This is a genomic window from Leeuwenhoekiella sp. CH_XMU1409-2, from assembly GCF_037029365.1.
Classification (GTDB): domain Bacteria; phylum Bacteroidota; class Bacteroidia; order Flavobacteriales; family Flavobacteriaceae; genus Leeuwenhoekiella; species Leeuwenhoekiella blandensis.
In genome coordinates, this window is the sequence record NZ_JAYMEI010000003.1 from 308,727 (window position 1) to 325,207 (window position 16,481).

18 protein-coding genes are annotated in these 16,481 nt (G+C 41.5%); 14 read left to right on the top strand and 4 right to left on the bottom strand.

The genetic code is table 11. The annotated features are described in order from the left end of the window. The first annotated feature begins 2 nt into the window (after positions 1-2). From WA338_RS04795 to WA338_RS04835, 9 genes are all read left to right on the top strand, one after another. Positions 3-329, top strand: coding sequence for a DUF4286 family protein (locus WA338_RS04795; protein WP_009781798.1), 327 nt, complete (start codon positions 3-5; stop codon positions 327-329). A 30-nt stretch (positions 330-359) separates the two neighbouring features. Beyond that, the gene (gene rsmA / locus WA338_RS04800) at positions 360-1,217 is read left to right on the top strand and encodes a 16S rRNA (adenine(1518)-N(6)/adenine(1519)-N(6))-dimethyltransferase RsmA (RefSeq protein ID WP_336092315.1); all 858 of its coding nucleotides are present in this window, start codon (positions 360-362) and stop codon (positions 1,215-1,217) included. Positions 1,218-1,350: 133 nt separating this feature from the next. Then, positions 1,351-2,703, top strand: a complete 1,353-nt coding sequence (gene mgtE / locus WA338_RS04805) for a magnesium transporter (protein WP_272986129.1) — start codon at positions 1,351-1,353, stop codon at positions 2,701-2,703. Positions 2,704-2,772: 69 nt separating this feature from the next. Continuing rightward, complete coding sequence (locus WA338_RS04810; RefSeq protein ID WP_009781801.1) at positions 2,773-3,183, top strand: acyl-CoA thioesterase; 411 nt, start codon at positions 2,773-2,775, stop codon at positions 3,181-3,183. Positions 3,184-3,200: 17 nt separating this feature from the next. Then, positions 3,201-4,145: a 2-hydroxyacid dehydrogenase gene (locus WA338_RS04815; protein ID WP_272986130.1), complete on the top strand. Its 945-nt coding sequence runs from the start codon at positions 3,201-3,203 to the stop codon at positions 4,143-4,145. A 73-nt stretch (positions 4,146-4,218) separates the two neighbouring features. Next, on the top strand, positions 4,219-4,821 hold the full coding sequence (locus WA338_RS04820) for a MarR family winged helix-turn-helix transcriptional regulator (RefSeq protein ID WP_009781803.1): 603 nt from the start codon (positions 4,219-4,221) through the stop codon (positions 4,819-4,821). A gap of 6 nt (positions 4,822-4,827) precedes the next feature. Beyond that, entirely contained in the window at positions 4,828-5,229 is a 402-nt protein-coding gene (locus WA338_RS04825) for a VOC family protein (RefSeq protein ID WP_009781804.1), read from the top strand. A gap of 19 nt (positions 5,230-5,248) precedes the next feature. Then, a complete protein-coding gene (locus WA338_RS04830; protein WP_336092322.1) occupies positions 5,249-5,401 on the top strand; it encodes a hypothetical protein in 153 nt (50 codons plus the stop codon). A 20-nt stretch (positions 5,402-5,421) separates the two neighbouring features. After that, positions 5,422-5,739, top strand: a complete 318-nt coding sequence (locus WA338_RS04835) for a GNAT family N-acetyltransferase (protein ID WP_336092387.1) — start codon at positions 5,422-5,424, stop codon at positions 5,737-5,739. Here the strand turns inward: WA338_RS04835 and WA338_RS04840 are convergent. From WA338_RS04840 to WA338_RS04855, 4 genes are all read right to left on the bottom strand, one after another. Further along, entirely contained in the window at positions 5,726-7,558 is a 1,833-nt protein-coding gene (locus tag WA338_RS04840) for a lysophospholipid acyltransferase family protein (RefSeq protein WP_009781806.1), read from the bottom strand. The two genes, WA338_RS04835 and WA338_RS04840, sit on opposite strands and share 14 nt — an antisense overlap. Positions 7,559-7,693: 135 nt before the next feature. Further along, a complete protein-coding gene (locus WA338_RS04845) occupies positions 7,694-8,947 on the bottom strand; it encodes an aspartate kinase (protein WP_272986131.1) in 1,254 nt (417 codons plus the stop codon). Between the two features lie 9 nt (positions 8,948-8,956). Beyond that, complete coding sequence (locus tag WA338_RS04850) at positions 8,957-9,445, bottom strand: GNAT family N-acetyltransferase (protein ID WP_272986132.1); 489 nt, start codon at positions 9,443-9,445, stop codon at positions 8,957-8,959. Positions 9,446-9,552: 107 nt separating this feature from the next. After that, on the bottom strand, positions 9,553-9,981 hold the full coding sequence (locus WA338_RS04855) for a tellurite resistance TerB family protein (RefSeq protein WP_272986133.1): 429 nt from the start codon (positions 9,979-9,981) through the stop codon (positions 9,553-9,555). Positions 9,982-10,205: 224 nt separating this feature from the next. Here WA338_RS04855 and WA338_RS04860 point away from each other — a divergent pair, with 224 nt between their 5' ends. The 5 genes from WA338_RS04860 to WA338_RS04880 all read left to right on the top strand — a co-directional run bounded on the left by WA338_RS04860 (position 10,206) and on the right by WA338_RS04880 (position 16,452). Then, positions 10,206-11,219, top strand: a complete 1,014-nt coding sequence (locus tag WA338_RS04860; protein WP_336092390.1) for a ligase-associated DNA damage response exonuclease — start codon at positions 10,206-10,208, stop codon at positions 11,217-11,219. Then, positions 11,216-12,826, top strand: coding sequence for an ATP-dependent DNA ligase (locus WA338_RS04865; RefSeq protein WP_009781811.1), 1,611 nt, complete (start codon positions 11,216-11,218; stop codon positions 12,824-12,826). The genes WA338_RS04860 and WA338_RS04865 overlap by 4 nt, the downstream gene beginning before the upstream one ends. A gap of 109 nt (positions 12,827-12,935) precedes the next feature. Beyond that, positions 12,936-13,298, top strand: coding sequence for an endonuclease domain-containing protein (locus WA338_RS04870; protein WP_009781812.1), 363 nt, complete (start codon positions 12,936-12,938; stop codon positions 13,296-13,298). A gap of 131 nt (positions 13,299-13,429) precedes the next feature. Beyond that, a complete protein-coding gene (locus WA338_RS04875) occupies positions 13,430-15,898 on the top strand; it encodes a ligase-associated DNA damage response DEXH box helicase (RefSeq protein WP_009781813.1) in 2,469 nt (822 codons plus the stop codon). Between the two features lie 146 nt (positions 15,899-16,044). Continuing rightward, the gene (locus tag WA338_RS04880) at positions 16,045-16,452 is read left to right on the top strand and encodes a VOC family protein (RefSeq protein WP_009781814.1); all 408 of its coding nucleotides are present in this window, start codon (positions 16,045-16,047) and stop codon (positions 16,450-16,452) included. Positions 16,453-16,481 lie beyond the last annotated feature (29 nt).

Here is a 16,481-nt window from a genome sequence, read left to right on the forward strand (position 1 = left end):
CTATGATTATATATAATGTTACGGTAAATGTAGACGACAGCGTACATACAGATTGGTTGTACTGGATTCGTAACGAGCACATCCCAGAGATGCTTGCTACAGGTAAATTTGTAAAAGCCCTGATGACCAAAGTTTTGGTTAAAGAAGAAATGGGTGGTCAAAGCTATTCGATTCAATATACCGCAAAGAGCAAAGATTCTTTAGCACGTTACTATAAAGAAGACGCTCCAAAACTTCGCGAAGAAGCCGGTCGTTTTGGCGATAAAGTACTTATGTTTAGAACCGAGTTAGAGATCATTTCTGAACAAACCGAATTCAAACCGCAGTAAGCTCTTAGCCTACTCGCTTAAATCCTATTGATGAAAAAAAAGTTTACCCGTACCCATAAAAAAGCTGCTTCTGAAGATCCTGTAAAGGCCAAGAAGCATTTGGGTCAACACTTTTTAAAGGATGAAAGCATTGCAAAAAAGATAGCCGAAACATTAAGTTATGACGGTTATTCTGAAGTTTTAGAGATCGGTCCCGGGACGGGAGTACTCACAAAATATTTGTTGCGCAAAGACAGCAACGTAACCGCAATGGATCTCGACAGCGAGTCTATCGTGTACCTTAATAACAGCTTTCCGTTAGAGCATCCGCAACTTATGGAAGGCTGTACTTTAAATGTTGTAGAAGCCGATTTTCTCAAGTTTGATCTCAGCAAATTATTTGGCGACCAAGCCTTTGCGATCACCGGGAATTTCCCGTATAACATTTCGACACAAATCGTGTTTAAAATGCTCGAGTGGCGCGATCAGGTGCCTGAATTTAGCGGAATGTTTCAGAAGGAAGTAGCGCAGCGTATCTGCGAGAAAGAAGGCAGCAAAGCCTACGGAATTCTTTCCGTATTAGCACAAGCGTTTTACGATGCTGAATATTTATTTACAGTACCGCCCGGCGTTTTTAATCCGCCGCCTAAAGTAGACAGCGGCGTTTTAAAACTCACCCGTAAACCCAATTATAAAGACCTCGCTTGTGATCCTGACGCATTGTATAAAGTGGTGAAAATGGCATTTCAGCAACGCCGAAAAACCCTTAGAAACAGCCTCAAGCAATTAGAACTGAGTGATGCCTTTCGCGAAAGCGAGATCTTCAATATGCGTCCTGAGCAACTTAGCGTCGACGCCTTTATAAAACTTACGCAAGACATTACAAACGATAAAGCAGGACGTAGTTAGAAGCTTCTGTGCTTGTACATCGTTTTCGCCACGGCAAGAGGGTAAATGTATCTTAAAGCGCCCTAAATCTGTGTTGACTTTATTTATATTTGCCTGACTCAAAAAAATACAAACCCTCAATAAAGTAGCGACTATGGCTTTTGAACTTACCGAAGACCTTATTGAGCAGATTGAAAACTTTATTGAAGTTGGTGATAACACGAGTATTCTTGCGCTTTTAGAAGAGGTTCACCACGCCGATATCGCCGAAATTCTTGACGAGATCTCTACGGAAGAAGCTACCTATCTGATCAAGCTTCTGGACAGCGAGAAAACTTCTGAAGCCTTGATGGAGCTTGATGAGGATTATCGGGAAGAAATTCTTGACAACCTCTCCCCTCAGGAAATCGCAGACGAACTTAACGAACTAGACACCGATGATGCGGTTGACTTTTTATCTGAACTGGATGAGGACATTCAGCGGCAGGTAATTGATGCGATCGAAGATGAGGAGCACGCGCGCGATATCATTGAGATGTTGCGCTACGATGAGGATTCTGCCGGTGGTCTTATGGCAAAAGAACTCGTACGCGTGCGCGAAACGTGGACGGTTGCCGGTTGTGTGCGTAAAATGCGGGCACAGGCACAAAATGTAACCCGCGTACATTCGGTTTATGTGGTTGACAAAAACGATCACCTTATCGGGAGACTTTCGCTTAAAGACCTGCTTACCGCTGAAGCCAAGTCAAATATTTCAGATATTTATATTCCTAATGTAGACTCGGTAAACGTGCACGATACCGCAGAGGATGTTGCCCGTATAATGCAGAAATATGACCTCGAAGCGGTACCGGTTATCAACGATGCCGGAGTTTTGCTAGGTCGCATTACGGTAGACGACATTCTTGATTTCATTAGAGATGAAGCTGACGAAGATTACCGGATGGCAGCAGGTATTTCGCAAGTTGTAGAAGCCGATGATAATCTTTTAAAACTCACACGAGCACGCCTCCCCTGGTTATTGATCGGGATGTTTGGTGGTCTTGGAGCTGCGAGTATCATTACCGGTTTCAACAGTATTTTTGAAACTTTTCCCAAGCTGCTTGTCTTTGTTCCGCTCATTCAGGCTACCGCCGGAAATGTGGGGGTGCAATCTAGCGCGATCGTAGTTCAAGGTTTGGCTAACGATTCATTAAAAGGCAATATTGCAGGACGTTTACTTAAAGAATGTGCCTTAGCCATTATTAATGGTCTTGCCATTGCAACAGTGGTACTTGTCATTAGCCATTTCTTCTTTGAAACCACCTACTTAGAGTCGGTAAGCATTGGTGTCGCGATAATTGCGGTTATTATTTTAGCAGCCTTGATCGGTACTTTTATTCCGATTGTATTAGACAAGCGAGGTATAGATCCGGCTGTAGCAACCGGTCCATTTATTACAACCAGTAATGATGTCTTTGGTATCCTTACCTACTTTTTAATCGCCAAGCTTATTTTAGGTTTTTAAACCTATTAAATTCTTCTCAAAACTGTTTATAACAGGTACGCACCCTTTATAGTTTCGTATTTTTGCCTAATGATGAATGCAAAAACCTTTAAGCTAAACATTACCGTTCCCGCCGAAGCTATTGACGGCTTAGGCCACGTAAATAATGTGATTTATTTGCAATGGGTTCAAGATGTCGCAGAAGCCCACTGGCAACACAATTCAACCGAAGAAATGCTTGAAAAATACGCCTGGGTCGCTTTGGAACATACGATTAAATATCACGCTCCGGCATTTGAAGGCGAGCAGATCACGATAGAAACCTGGGTCGAAAAGTTTGAAGGTGTTCGTTCTATTCGCCGGACCAAAATCTTTAGACCTTCAGATAACAAAATTCTTGCAACCTCCATCACAAATTGGTGCCTGCTGAATATGCAAACACGTAAACCTATGCGTGTGCCCGAGACATTTACCGCATACTACGAAGAGGTTAATCAATAAGCATCCAACTTTTAACTATGAGAATTCTACATATAGACAGCAACCACGAATTGATGATCGAGCAACTCAAAGCCGCCGGTCATATTAATGATGAAGATTATACTTCTACAAAAGAAGAGATCGAAGCAAAAATCGATCAGTATGAAGGAGTGGTCATTCGCAGCAGATTTAAGATCGACAAGCAATTTCTTGATGCAGCGACCAATCTTAAATTTATTGCGCGCGTGGGTGCCGGTCTGGAAAGTATAGATATTCCTTACGCCGAATCTAAAGGAGTCGCTTTGATCGCCGCTCCTGAAGGCAACCGTAATGCCGTGGGAGAACACGCTTTGGGTATGTTGCTTATGTTGTTCAACAAACTAAAGCAAGCAGATGCCGAAGTACGCTCAGGTCAGTGGAATCGTGAGAAAAACCGCGGATTGGAGCTCGAAGGCAAAACAGTAGGACTTATCGGTTACGGGAATATGGGAAATGCATTTTCTAAAAAACTGAAAGGCTTTGACTGCGAGGTGCTCTGTTATGATATTCGCCCGGATTTAGGCAACGAGAATGCCACTCAAGTGAGTTTAGAAGAACTTCAGCAACGTGCAGATGTATTGAGTTTGCATACACCGTGGACGCCACTTACCGATAAAATGGTAAATACTGAATTTATCAACGGATTTAAAAAACCCTTTTGGCTCATCAATACTGCACGAGGTAAAAGTGTTGTAACAGCTGATCTTACAGCAGCCTTAAAAAGTGGAAAAATTTTAGGTGCAGGACTTGATGTTCTAGAGTATGAAAAACTCTCCTTTGAAAATCTGTTTACAGCTACCAAGCAAATGCCCGAACCACTGCAATACTTAATTCAGGCAGAAAATGTAGTGCTCACACCCCATATCGCAGGATGGACCGTTGAAAGTAAAATCAAACTCGCCCAAACTATTGTAGATAAAATCCTGGCACTACAAACTGTTTAGGAATCCTAACTAAAAGCAATAGCTATCTGATTATCAGATATATTTTATAACTTAGAAGTGAAATTTCACTTCTATGCAACATCTTTACAATCCGCAGTTTCAAAATCAGGATCTAGCCGCTCGATCTGCTGCTGCATTTGACAAACTCGCTGATGCTTTTAAAACCATGCAGTGGGCAAGTCAAAAAGAAAATGGCTTCTCCCCGCTTCAACAAAAATTGTTATTCTTTATTGCTTATCACGGTCCTTCTGAAAATACCGTAAGTCAACTGGTTAAAGAATTTCAAGTTACCAAAGCAACGATTAGCGATTGTGTCAAAACGCTTGAACAACGCAAACTGCTCACCAAAGTTCTCAATTACAAAGACAATAGACGTTTTCATATTACGCTTACCCAAAAAGGAAAAGAAGTCGTTGCACAACTTACCGAACCTGCGACAACACTTTATGAAGCTTTAAATACCGAACATACAGAAGATTTAAAGCAACTCTACAATAGTTTGTTTTCCATACTATCTAAATTGAACAAAGAAAATACTGTCGCTTTAAGCAGATCGTGTCAAGATTGCAAAGCCTATCGTTCAGATGGTATCAATCACGCCTTTTGTATGGAATTACGCGTTCAATTACCCCCGGAAAATCGAAGAATAGATTGTCCTAAACATCAACCTAAATAATACATTATGAAAAAAAGAGTAACCGGATTGGGCGGATTTTTCTTTAAAACCCAAAATCCAGATGCAATTAAAGCCTGGTACAAAACACATTTAGGAATTCCTACAGACCAATATGGCTGGACGTTCTGGTGGCGTGATGAACATGGAAATAAATGCTCAACACAGTGGAGCCCCTTTCAGCAGGATACCTCCTATTTTTCTCCAAGCGAGAAGCAATTCATGATGAATTTTAGAGTAGAAAATTTAGCCGAATTGCTAGAGGTTTTAAAACAAGAAGGTGTCGAGATCGTAGGAGAAATGGAAGAATATGATTACGGTAAATTTGGCTGGATCTTAGACCCGGAAGGCAATAAAATCGAACTATGGGAACCGGTAGATACGTCATTTTTAGATGATAGTGAAGAATAATCTCCCATATTTCTAAACCATGGATCTTCTAATTCGACCATTTAAGCCTGAGGATTATCCTGAAGTCGCTAAAATCTACCATGCAGGAATCGACACCCAAATAGCAACTTTTGAGACAGAGGCCCAGATTTTGAAGCCTGGAATTTACGCTTTTGCAAGGTTTGTAGATTAGTTGCGCAGTTTGATAATGAGATTGCCGGCTGGGCAGCGTTGAGTCTGGTTTCTAAACGGCAAGTGTATCACGGGGTTGCTGAAGTTACGGTGTATGTCGCGCCGCAACATCAAGGTAAAAAAATAGGTTTTCAATTGCTTGAGGCACTAATTCAAGCGAGTGAACAAGAAGGCTTTTGGACGCTAACTGCACATATTTTTCCGCAGAATAAAGCCAGTATTCACGTACATCAAAAGTTAGGCTTTAGACTTTTAGGAATCCACGAAAAAATCGCTAAACGCAATGGTAAATGGCAAGATAATGCGCTTTTAGAACGCCGAAGTACTAAGATTCTTTAGCGGACTCGTCTTCGTTGCGTGCCTGCTCCAGCTTCTGTTCTAATTCGGCTTGAAATTCCTCAAGAACCGGCTTTACGGTACTTTCAGGAAGATCTTCGATCTTGATATACATTAGCCCATCTATAGCATCATTAAATAATGGATCCACATTAAAAGCAATCACTTTTGCATTCTGCTTGATGTATTTTTTGATCAATACCGGGAGACGTAGATTACCGGTTTCCATCTCTTCAATGATCTTATCAAACTTGTTCAAATCTGCTTCGGTCTCGTCAAAAACAAATTCTTTATCGGCATCTTTCAGCTTGACCTTAAATTCCTTTTTCGGTCTGATGTATTGTGCGATATACGGATCGTAATAGTGCGAACGCATAAATTCGATCATCAGCGACTTAGAAAAATTTGAAAACTGATTACTGATACTCACGCCACCAATAAGGTATTTATGCTCAGGAAAACGCAAGGTGGTATGTACAATTCCGCGCCACAATAGAAAGAGCGGCATTGGCTTTTGTTGATATTCTTTGATCACAAATGCACGGCCCATTTCAATACTTTCACTCATCATTTTATGCAGCTCAGGCTCAAACCTAAATAGGCTTTGTAGATAAAAACCGTTAATCCCATGTTCCGGCATAATATGGGCTCCAAGTCCCATTCTGTAGGCTCCAGCGATTTTTTTACTGTCTTCGTCCCAAAGGAATAAGTGATGATAATGATGATCGTAGCGATCAAGATCTGTAGGCTCATTGGTCCCCTCTCCCACTTCTCTAAACGTGATCTCACGCAAACGCCCAATCTCATTTAAAATGTTGGGAATGATCTCTGCGGAAGCCAAAAACACCTCATAATTTTTGCTCTGCAACAGCCTTTTCTCGTTCTCACGAAGACTATTCACCTCCTGCTCAATAAGTTCGGCCTTGACTTCGTTGGCAATTTTCTTAGGTTCTTTAGGGGTTTTTAGAGAATGTGGAATTGTGCTCAAAAGCGACGATTTCTTCTCGAAGGTCTTCGCCAGAATATAGGTTTTACGTCTTAGAAATTCCGTAAAATCTTCTAAGCTTTCGTGCTCTTTTTGCGCTTTAACCGAAATCGGATTCCCGATACGCACGTGAATGGTACGCTTTTTCTGCGTAAGCAATTCCGAAGGAAGTTTAGCCGTACGCAGCGTATCGCTGATGCGTGAAAGCTGATAGAACAGCCTGCTATTTTTAGCGTGAAAATAAATAGGAACTACAGGAACTTCTGCACGTTTGATGAGTTTCATTGCAGCCTCTTCCCAAGGTTTATCAATGATAAGCTTATCATCCTTATATGTAGAAACTTCTCCCGCAGGAAAAATCCCTAAGGGATGCCCGTCTCTCAAATGCCTGATCGCCTGTTTGAATCCGGCGATACTCGATTGCGCATCCTTATGATCTTCAAACGGATTTACCGGCATCACATAAGGCTTTAACGGCTTGATACGATGCAAGAGAAAATTAGCGATGATCTTAAAATCAGGACGCTGCTCAATGAGTAGTTTAAGCAATAAAATCCCGTCAATTCCTCCTAACGGATGGTTACTGATCGTGATATAACTTCCTGCTTTGGGCAGGCGTTTTAAATCTTCTTCGGGGATATCAAAATCGATCTCAAATTCATCTAAGATCGCATTTAGAAATTCTAGATCGCTTAAGTGCTTGTTGCGATCGTAGATCTCGTTGGCTTTTGAGATCTTAAGTACTTTCATCAAGGTCCATCCCATAAACGTACCCGCAAAACCAAATTTATCTACATTGATCGCCTTTGCAACTTCTTTTGCGGTAACTAATCCCATGAATTCCTTGTCTTCAAAAAACCTTTACATCAGGTAAAGATCGTAAGTTATAATTTGTTAGGTTCTTGTTTTTGCAATCGCATAAACCCACTTAGTAAGTAGGAAACAAAGATAGCAAAAAAGGCTGCAAGCACGTTATACAGTTAACAACTGAACCGTATTTTGCATCACCTGTTTTAAAAGAATTTTTTTGTCTTTTTCAAGCGATTTGAGCGCTTCTTCTGTGGCGTGACGCAAGGTATATAGCGACACATTCTCGTGTACCGTCACTTTAAAATCGGCACGCAGTTTGGCGACCAGCGCATCTAGATTTTTATATTTATTATCTACACACACCGAAAAACTAATCGCCGAATTTTGAATCAAATCAACTTTCATCTTATAGGTGCCTAAAAGTTTAAAGATCTCGCTGATGTTATCTTCAGCCATAAACGAAAAATCCAATGAGGAAAGCGCAATAAGCACTTGATTGGTTTTTCTGATATAACACGGAACCAACGGTTCTATTAAATTCCCGACACTCACCTGAGTTCCTGCTTCCTGCGGATTCAAGAAGGATTTCACAAAAAGCGGAATTTCTTTACGCTGCAACGGCTGAAGCGTTTTAGGATGAATTACTGAAGCGCCGTAGAACGCCAACTCTATTGCTTCTTGATAGGAAATAAAATTAAGCAACGTCGCGTTTTCAAAATAGCGTGGATCTGCGCTCAATACACCGGGAACATCTTTCCAAATGGTAACGCGCTCAGCATTTAGACAATAGGCGATAATCGCAGCAGTGTAATCACTTCCCTCTCTGCCTAAAGTGGTTGAAAATCCGTTTGGGTCTGAAGCGATAAAACCTTGCGTAAGCTGAATTCCTTTTTTGGGAACCTTTCTACTCAAATTGCGCATAGTTACTTCCCAGTTCACTTTTCCTTCGCGATAATGCGTATCGGTTTTAATGTAGTCACGCACATCGTGCCAGGTAGTTCTATATCCTTCTTTTTCCAAAAATGCATTAACGATCGTAGTGCTTAATAATTCTCCATAGATCACCACTTGATCGTAAACAAAATTATAGTCGGGTGATTTGTTGCGCTGCAAAAAGCCTTTCAACTCCTCAAGCAGTGCTTGAATCTTTTTAAAGACCGGAGCAGCAGGGTTTTCAAAAAGTTCTAATGCAATGTTGTGGTGAAACGCTTCAACGGTTTCAATGGTATCGGTTTTTAAAGAAGCTTCAAAATAAGCAGCTACCACATCCTCAAGCGCATTGGTTATTTTACCCATCGCCGAAATCACGATCACCAGATCCTCTACTTGCGTTTGTTCTAAAACCTTGACCAGATTTTTTACACCCTCTGCATTTTGAACTGAAGCACCACCAAATTTATATACCTGAAAACCCATGCAATCTGTTTAAGCTAAACCTTTTTTGCTCAGAAACGTTTTCATCGCTTCGGTATCCATTTGTACCGTGTTCCATTCTTTCATCACATTTGCTCCTGAAGCTTCATAAAAATCAACCGCCGAAGTATTCCAGTCGAGCACTACCCATTCTACGCGTTTGAGACCTAGCTCATACGTGTACTTGATCACTTCGGTATACAGCGCCATCCCTAAGCCTTCGCCACGATACTGCTCGCTCACGATGAGATCTTCAAGATGTACCGTACGCCCCTTCCAGGTTGAAAAGCGATAATACACCAATGCGATGCCCAGGATTTCGCCTTCCCGTTCTGCAACAAAACACGTAAAATCGGCATTGCTTCCGGTACCGTATGCGATAAGATCATCTACCGTTACCTCAACAGCATCAGGCTCTTTTTCATAAATCGCCAGTTCTTTTATAAGGCGTAATACTTGAGCCATATCATCGGCTTCCGCTTTGCGAATTGTTGCTTCCATATTAAAATGTTTCTCTGTTAAATATACAGCTTAAGAAGCGAATCAACCACCACAAAAACAAAAACCCATCGCTTTTACGATGGGTTTTAAAAAACGTATGTGGTTTCTTAATTCTTCTTATCTAAAAGGTATAGATAATCATCAAAATCGATTCCTCCTTGAAAAATCTGAATAGAACGCTCGATTAAAACCTTGGCACGCTCTGCGCTAAAGCCAAGACCTATCGCATATTTCTCGATTAAGAAACGCTCGTGATCATCAATGGTATGATCTACAAAAATCATTCTGAACAAATCGTGTAAACGCTCTAAACGCTTTTCTGAATTGTTAGGTGGGTTTATAGGGTATCTGCGTGCATTCTCAACGATATCAACATATTCGGTCTCGTCGATGTCTAGTTTTACTGCAAAACGCTTTAAAAGTTTAGTTTCTTCAGCATTCAACTCGCCGTCTACCGTAGCCATATTTGCAATTGCTGCAAAATGCCCAAGGTTACGTCTATGCTCGCCACTATCAAATAAATCTGTAAAAGACATGGTTAAAATTTTAAGTCGTCAAAGATAATTATTTAAGGCTCTTTTTAAAATTTAAAATTCAGTTTATATCAAACACCTTCTGTGTTTTACGCCATCCTTTGGCAACCCCTAAAAACACTAAGCTTTCTTAAATCCTGCTAATGTTTTCTTAATCGGTTTACGGCTTAAAATTCTACTTTATACCTTTAAAATTCAATCGTTTGAATCTTAAAAGCTCCAATACCATTAAACCACCACTTCTTCAATTTAACGAAAAGGGCATTTATTGCGCTGCGGCAGATGTGTATCTCGACCCCTGGAAACCGGTCGAAAAAGCCATTATTTCTCACGGCCACGCAGATCACAGCCGCTGGGGGCACAAAGCATACATTACCCATCATATTAACGTGCCCATAATCAAACACAGGCTGGGCGAAATAAACGTAACCGGTAAGGAATGGGGCGAAACCTTTAAGATTAAAAATGTAAAATTCAGTTTGCATCCTGCAGGTCATATTATTGGCAGTTCGCAAATTCGCGTAGAACATAAAGGCGAAGTCTGGGTATTTACAGGCGATTATAAAACCGAAGATGACGGCATCGCCACTCCTTACGAACCCATCAAATGTCACACCTTTATTACCGAATGTACCTTTGGACTTCCCGCTTTTAAATGGCGACCGCAAAGCGAAGTGTTTAACGATATCAACACCTGGTGGTCAGCTAATAAGGCTGAAGGTAAAACCTCTGTGATTTTTGGCTATTCTCTAGGAAAAGCACAGCGTTTATTACGGTATCTAGATACAGATATTGGTAAAATTTATACCCACGGTGCTATTGAAAATATGACGGAAGTAATACGACCGCTCAGCACTATGCCAGAAACCACGCGCGTCACCCGCGAGACCAAAAAAGAAGAACTTCTGGGAAATATTGTGGTCGCTCCTCCCAGCGCACACGGCAGTACATGGATTCGTAAAATGGTGCCTTATGTTACTGCTTCGGCTAGTGGCTGGATGACCTTTAGAGGAGCCCGAAGACGCCGGGCGATCGATAAAGGTTTTGTCCTGAGCGATCACTGTGATTGGCAAGGATTATTAGAAAGTATTGAGGCTACTGGTGCCGAAAAGATCATCAGCACGCACGGCTATACCGATATTTTCACTCGGTATTTGCTGGAGCAAGGTTATGATGCACGTACCGAAGCGACACAATATGAAGGCGAATTAGGAGAGGAAACTGAAAAAGAACAGGAATGAGAGCATTTGCCCAACTTATTAAAAAGATAGACAGCACCAACAAAACCAACATCAAGGTTGATGCCCTCACCGAATATTTTAAAGTGGCTCCGCCGCAAGACAAAGTGTGGACGATCGCAATACTTTCACACCGCAGACCTCCCCGACCGGTAAATACAACCTTACTGCGCACTTGGGCTTCGGAGTTGGCAAACATTCCCTTGTGGTTGTTTGAAGAAAGTTACCACATCGTAGGCGATCTCGCTGAGACGATTGCTTTGGTCATTCCCGCTTCAGAAGAAAGTACCGACAAAAGTCTCACCCAGTTTCTGGAAGAAATTATCGCACTCAAGAAAAAACCCGAAGAAGAAAAACGAGCTTATCTGCGATCCAACTGGACCGACCTCAACTATTATGAGCGTTTTGTATTTAGCAAACTCATTACAGGAAGTTTTCGCATTGGCGTGAGCCAGAAATTGATGACGCGTGCGCTCGCAAAGGCTACCGGCATTGACGTTGATATTTTGGCCTATAAACTTATGGGGAATTGGGATCCCAAGACCATAAGCTTTCAAGAGCTTATTTTAGAAGAAAACAAAGCAGATTACCTCAGCAAACCGTATCCGTTCTACCTCGCTTACGCAATCGAAGATGAGCCCGAAGATTTAGGAGATGTGTCTGAGTGGTTTGCAGAACATAAATGGGACGGCATTCGCTCGCAAGTGATCATTCGGGATAACGAACTCTTTGTATGGAGTCGCGGTGAAGAATTAGTTACCGATAAATATCCTGAGTTTGAGGCTTTGGTCGAAGCCTTGCCTAACGGAACCGTTTTGGATGGTGAAATTCTTCCGTTTAAAAATGGGGTGATCGGCACCTTTAATGATTTACAAACGCGTATTGGTCGTAAAAATGTTTCTAAAGCATTGCTCAAAAAAACGCCGATAATCCTCAAAGCTTATGATATTTTAGAATGGAAAGACAAAGACATTCGCGATCTGGCTTTCGCCGAAAGGCGCAAAATCCTTGAAAAATTATATAGCGAAGTTAAAACGGAATCGCTGCCGCTGCATCTTTCTGAAACTATGGAATTTGACACCTGGGAAGCTGCGGCTCAAGAACGCGAACGCAGCCGCGAAGTCATGTCTGAAGGTTTGATGCTGAAGCGAAAAGATTCACCCTACCTAGTAGGACGTAAAAAAGGAGACTGGTGGAAATGGAAGGTAGAACCCCTTACCATTGACGCTGTACTCACCTATGCGATGCGCGGGCACGGCCGTCGCAGTAATTTATTTACCGACTACACTTTTGGTCTTTGGGACGATAACAAAGAAGAACTTGTCACTTTTGCCAAAGCGTATTCCGGCCTTACTGATAAGGAGTTTCGCAGTCTCGATGCGTGGATCAAAAAGAACACTTTAGAACGTTTTGGTCCTGTGCGCAGCGTGACTCCGTATCACGTTTTTGAGATCGCTTTTGAAGGCATCGCCCCTTCCAAACGTCATAAAAGTGGAGTTGCAACCCGTTTCCCAAGAATGCTGCGCTGGCGGAAAGATAAAAAAATAGAGGATGCCAATACCCTTGAAGATTTAAAACAATTGATCCCAAAGCCTGAGAAATCTAAATAAGGAAACATTTGAAATTTTAACTTTAAAAGGATTAAACGCTCTCCTCCTTTTCAAGGAGGAGAATGAATTTGCCAAAGGCAAAGAAAGAGGTGGTAACAGGTTGTTTAAAATGAAAAAACAAGTACATAATTTAAAGGAACTCGAATCTCAACGAAAGTATCTAAGGTCTAATTTAACAGCGGCTGAAGCTTATTTATGGAACTATTTAAAAAAATCTCAACTTAATGGAAGAAAATTTAGAAGACAACACAGTATATCACATTTTATCGTTGATTTTTATTGCCCGAAAGAAAAATTGATCATAGAACTTGACGGACAACATCATTTAAGCTCTACCGCCATGGAGTACGATGAATTCCGCACAAAGAAGTTGAATGATTTAGGTTATACTATAATTCGCTTTGAGAATAAAATGGTGTTTGACCTTTTACCAAGTGTTTTGAAAGAAATCGAGGATAATTTTAAATGCTAAATTAAATCAATGTTATTGGCGGTAATGAAACCACCCCGTCGCGATTTAGATCGCGACACCCCTCCTAAATTTAGGAGGGGAGCCATAACAATCTGAGTCCAGTTCAAAACCCATCTGCTATTCATAACGAAATGACCCACAAACAACTTCATAAACTTGCCACTAATTGGTTTAAGGATCAAGGGTGGAAACCTTTTGCCTTTCAGGAAGAAACTTGGAATGCATTTTTAGAAGGTAAAAATGGATTGCTGAATGCACCCACAGGTAGCGGAAAAACATACGCCTTATGGGTAGCCTTCGTATTGGATTATATCAAAAACAATCCCGATTATAAAACCAAACACAAGCCCGGTCTTAAAGCGATTTGGATCACACCTCTTCGCGCGCTTTCTGTTGAAATTGCACAGGCAGCCCAACGTTTTGCTGATGGTTTGGATACCCAACTAACAGTTGGGATTCGCACCGGTGACACGCCTCAAGCCGAACGGGCGAAGCAAAAAAAGAAAATGCCCGATTTGCTGGTCACCACTCCAGAAAGTCTTCAGTTATTGCTGACTTCAAAAGGATATGACAAGGTTTTTAAAAACACTACTGCTATCGTTATTGATGAGTGGCACGAACTTTTAGGAAGCAAACGCGGTGTGCAAGTAGAGCTCGGTTTGTCTCGCCTCAAAACGATCGCGCCGCAGTTGCGCATTTGGGGTGTTTCGGCAACTATAGGGAATCTAAATCAGGCACGCGAGGTGCTTCTGGGACCCGAATCTCAAGCATTTAAAAATTCTGCATTAATCAAAGCCAATCTTGGAAAAACCTACAAAGTAGAAAGCATCATCCCGGAGACTATGGAAAAATTTCCGTGGCGTGGGCATATGGGTTTGCATTTGCTTGAAGAGGTGGTTCCCATCATCAATAATAGTAAAACCACTTTGCTTTTTACCAATACCCGGGCGCAATGTGAGTTGTGGTTTCAAAAACTGATGCATAAACATCCCGAATTTGCCGGCGAGATGGCGATGCATCACGGCAGCATCAATAAAGAAACGCGATTGTGGGTTGAAGAAGCCATTCGCAACGAAAGCCTTAAAGCCGTGATTTGTACCTCGAGTCTAGATCTGGGCGTTGATTTTGCGCCGGTAGAAAGTATCATTCAAATTGGTGGTCCAAAAGGGGTTGCGCGCTTTCTACAACGTGCAGGACGCAGCGGTCACCAGCCCGGTAAAGAAAGTGTGATCTACTTTTTACCTACGCACGCCATCGAGTTGATCGAAGCTTCAGCACTGGGAAAAGCGGCGATCAATCAGGTCGTTGAAGATCGTATTCCGTATTTGTTGAGCTTTGATGTATTGATTCAGTATTTGACGACTTTAGCAGTTTCAGACGGTTTTTATCCTGCGGAAATTTATCAGGAAGTCAAGCAAACCTTCTGCTTTCAGGCAATGTCAGACGAGCAATGGCGATGGATCTTAAATTTCATCACAAAAGGCAGTCAGTCGTTGCAAGCCTATGATGAGTATAAGAAAATTGAGATCGAAGAAGACGGAAAATTCAAAGTAAACAGCAGATCGGTAGCGATGCGCCACCGGCTACAAATTGGTACCATTGTTGGCGATGCGGCGCTTCAGGTAAAATATTTAAAAGGTGGCTACATCGGTACAGTCGAAGAATGGTTTATCTCTAAACTAAAGCCCGGCGATGTCTTTACTTTTGCAGGAAGAAATCTCGAACTCTACCGCATTAAAGGAATGCAGGTTTTGGTCAAAAAAGCCAAAACCAAAAAACAAGCGCGCGTGGTAAGTTGGATGGGTGGCCGACTCACATTATCTGCGCAAATGAGCGAATTGCTGCGCGAAGAGTTGTACTCGGCAAATCTTCCTTTGGAAGAACAAACGCGCGAACTGCAAGCCCTCAAAGATATTTTTGAGCGGCAACGCGTAGAATCTATCGTACCGACTGATGATCAATTTTTGATCGAAACCTTTAAAAGTCGGGAAGGTTATCACCATATTTTTTATCCGTTTGAAGGGCGTTTTGTACACGAAGCTTTGGGCAGTTTGCTCGCCTATCGCATCAGTTTGCTGTCGCCCATTACCTTCAGCATCGCTTTTAACGATTATGGTTTTGAAATTCTTTCTGATCAACAAATAGATATGCAGCAAGTGCTCGACAACGACTTGTTTACTTCGGCTTATTTATTTGAAGACTTGCAGAAAAGCTTAAACAGCACAGAAATGGCCCGCAGAAAATTCAGAGATATTGCGGTGATCAGCGGTATGGTTTTTACAGGATTTCCCGGGAAAATCATCAAAAACAAACATTTGCAAAGCAACAGTCAGTTGTTGTTTGAAGTATTCAGAGATTATGAACCGGAGAATCTTTTGTTTCAGCAAGCCTATCGCGAGACTTTTGAACATCAATTGGAAGAAGGCCGTTTGCGCATTGCTCTTGAGCGAATAGAACAACAAGAGATCGTAGTTAAAAACTGTAAAAAAGCGACCCCATTTTCCTTCCCAATCATCACCGATCGCCTTCGTGAAAAACTAAGCAGCGAGAAGCTTGAAGATCGCATTAAAAATATGCTGAAGTATCTCGATAAATACTAGCAGCACCCTTTCAATCTTAACAAACTTTAGCCTTTCTTTAAATCTAAAATAACAGCTTACAGCCTATAAACACTAGTGTTTATCAGTATCTTTAATATAAAGAAAACTAATCTTTCCGCTTTGCGGAAAACCAAAAAAATAAAGTTATGAAAAGTGTACAACCGTATTTAACCTTTAGAGGAAATTGTCAGGAAGCCTTAAATTTTTATCAGAACTGCTTTGGTGGTCAGATCAAAAATAAAGACACCTATGAAGGCAAAGAAATTGATATTCCCGGAGATTATCGCAACAAATTGCAGCACGCGGAATTAGAAGGAAAAGGCATTCATATTATGGCGTATGACGCGGCACCAGATACACCACTTACTGAAGGAAATCAGGTTCAATTAAGCGTGGATCTAGAGAGTAAAGAAGAAACTGATGAATTATTTGAAAAACTTTCTGCCGGCGGACAAGTAGTAACTCAATTGCAAGAAACCAGCTGGAATGCATACTACGGAAGATTGCGCGATCAATTTGGCGTAAACTGGATGCTGAATTATCAAAAAAATTAAGATTCCATATTCTAGAATTTTTAGAAAAA

What these genes read in the sequence shown, in the direction of transcription:
- WA338_RS04830 (WP_336092322.1), top strand. Translation starts at nt 5,249, where the DNA reads ATGGATCTTCTAATTCGACCATTTAAGCCTGAGGATTATCCTGAAGTC.
- WA338_RS04855 (WP_272986133.1), bottom strand. Translation starts at nt 9,981, where the DNA reads ATGTCTTTTACAGATTTATTTGATAGTGGCGAGCATAGACGTAACCTT.
- WA338_RS04825 (WP_009781804.1), top strand. Translation starts at nt 4,828, where the DNA reads ATGAAAAAAAGAGTAACCGGATTGGGCGGATTTTTCTTTAAAACCCAA.
- rsmA (WP_336092315.1), top strand. Translation starts at nt 360, where the DNA reads ATGAAAAAAAAGTTTACCCGTACCCATAAAAAAGCTGCTTCTGAAGAT.
- WA338_RS04810 (WP_009781801.1), top strand. Translation starts at nt 2,773, where the DNA reads ATGATGAATGCAAAAACCTTTAAGCTAAACATTACCGTTCCCGCCGAA.
- WA338_RS04820 (WP_009781803.1), top strand. Translation starts at nt 4,219, where the DNA reads ATGCAACATCTTTACAATCCGCAGTTTCAAAATCAGGATCTAGCCGCT.
- WA338_RS04845 (WP_272986131.1), bottom strand. Translation starts at nt 8,947, where the DNA reads ATGGGTTTTCAGGTATATAAATTTGGTGGTGCTTCAGTTCAAAATGCA.
- WA338_RS04870 (WP_009781812.1), top strand. Translation starts at nt 12,936, where the DNA reads ATGAAAAAACAAGTACATAATTTAAAGGAACTCGAATCTCAACGAAAG.
- WA338_RS04875 (WP_009781813.1), top strand. Translation starts at nt 13,430, where the DNA reads ATGACCCACAAACAACTTCATAAACTTGCCACTAATTGGTTTAAGGAT.
- mgtE (WP_272986129.1), top strand. Translation starts at nt 1,351, where the DNA reads ATGGCTTTTGAACTTACCGAAGACCTTATTGAGCAGATTGAAAACTTT.
- WA338_RS04795 (WP_009781798.1), top strand. Translation starts at nt 3, where the DNA reads ATGATTATATATAATGTTACGGTAAATGTAGACGACAGCGTACATACA.
- WA338_RS04865 (WP_009781811.1), top strand. Translation starts at nt 11,216, where the DNA reads ATGAGAGCATTTGCCCAACTTATTAAAAAGATAGACAGCACCAACAAA.
- WA338_RS04850 (WP_272986132.1), bottom strand. Translation starts at nt 9,445, where the DNA reads ATGGAAGCAACAATTCGCAAAGCGGAAGCCGATGATATGGCTCAAGTA.
- WA338_RS04815 (WP_272986130.1), top strand. Translation starts at nt 3,201, where the DNA reads ATGAGAATTCTACATATAGACAGCAACCACGAATTGATGATCGAGCAA.
- WA338_RS04880 (WP_009781814.1), top strand. Translation starts at nt 16,045, where the DNA reads ATGAAAAGTGTACAACCGTATTTAACCTTTAGAGGAAATTGTCAGGAA.
- WA338_RS04840 (WP_009781806.1), bottom strand. Translation starts at nt 7,558, where the DNA reads ATGGGATTAGTTACCGCAAAAGAAGTTGCAAAGGCGATCAATGTAGAT.